This is a genomic window from Leptospira ellinghausenii (assembly GCF_003114815.1).
In the GTDB taxonomy this organism is placed as follows: domain Bacteria; phylum Spirochaetota; class Leptospiria; order Leptospirales; family Leptospiraceae; genus Leptospira_A; species Leptospira_A ellinghausenii.
Genome location: NZ_BFAZ01000024.1, coordinates 1 through 1,362 on the forward strand (window position 1 = coordinate 1; position 1,362 = coordinate 1,362).

General features: G+C 33.4%; 1 protein-coding gene. It reads right to left on the reverse strand.

Annotated elements, in window-relative coordinates; genetic code table 11:
* Positions 1–202: 202 nt before the first annotated feature.
* Positions 203–1,063, reverse strand: coding sequence for an SH3 domain-containing protein (locus DI076_RS20025; protein ID WP_108961613.1), 861 nt, complete (start codon positions 1,061–1,063; stop codon positions 203–205).
* Positions 1,064–1,362 lie beyond the last annotated feature (299 nt).

Consider the following 1,362-nt stretch of genomic DNA (forward strand, 5'->3'; position numbering starts at 1 on the left):
TCCTTATGATAATTGTTTCGCGATTTCGTATAACGAACTAGCCTTCCCGAAGTTGTCCGACCCTGAGTCCCGGAACGGGACGTTAGGGACTGGCACGTAGCTTGCGTATGCAAGCGAGTGACAGGAGGACAATTTGGCGCAGCCCGAGCGAGGCTGAAGTGCCGAAGCGAAGCGGGAAGGTGCTGTTATACGCAGTTTGAATTTATACAACAAATCCAAAACATATTGTCGGTTTTGGTTTTGAGAAAATACCTAACGAATTTAATGGTGAGTCGTAATCAGTATAGATAAAATTTCCATCCAAGGATTTATTACTTGGCTTTCCGTTTAGATAATAATTTAAACTTATTTTATTGATAAGAATTGTATATTTTTTTTCGCTTATAGATTCGAAAGGAATTTTTAATTCTGTAATAGGTTTACCTGAAACTAGGTTCGAGACAATAGAATCATTAATATTCATAGTTGAAAAAGGAAAAAATTTTGTAGAAATGAGATATAATTCTTGTAAAGAAAGTTTAGTTGATTGTAAACAGCGCATTCCATTTTCTCTGTGTTCATCTAGAGTAAAAAAGGTTAGTTTATTTTCGTATTCTATGATTCTTCTTTTAGAGAATTTCTTTTCATTTTTTGAATTAGATTCTAAATTATCTTCATCTTTGATTAGAAATTCTGGCTCAAATCGAGTTGAGATTATTTTGAAATTACTGTTTAAGTAATCTTCAATATCATTTGAATCTTCTTCTGGAGGTATTATGGGAACAAGATATCCATCGAAAACATATCCGACTTTTTTATTAAATTTTACTGATACCCAATTACCTGAAATTCCTGAGATAATTATTGGTTTTTCTAATTTACTTTCTTTTGACCAATAAATTTTCTCACCATATTCGATGTTGTAAATGATTTTTGAATGTAGGTTTGGTAATTCCCTTACATTTAGCCCACCGCTTGCGACAATATATCCGTATCCATTTTTTTTATTTTCTTTTGAGTAAGTGCCATTCCAAAAATTTATTATTAATATGAAAATTATTATAATCTCTTTCTTTTTTAGCATATATTATAATATTTGTTTTTCAAATTGCGTATAACGAACTAGCCTTAACGACGTAGGCTGACCCTGAGTCCCGAACGGGACGTTAGGGACTGGCACGTAGCTTGCGTATGCAAACGAGTGACAGAAAGCCTATGTGTCGCAGACCGAGCGAGGCCTAGTGCCGAAGCGAAGCGTTAAGGTGCTGTTATGCGAAGTAAACCATTTATATAATAATTATGATAACTAAAATTCATGAATATTATCAAAGTTTATTAATTGATCTTCCGAATAAAATCCAAATGGAACTTGGATTAAGAGAA

Bases quoted from the DNA above. Each gene is read 5' to 3' on its own strand.
- DI076_RS20025 (WP_108961613.1), bottom strand. From the start codon at position 1,063: ATGCTAAAAAAGAAAGAGATTATAATAATTTTCATATTAATAATAAAT.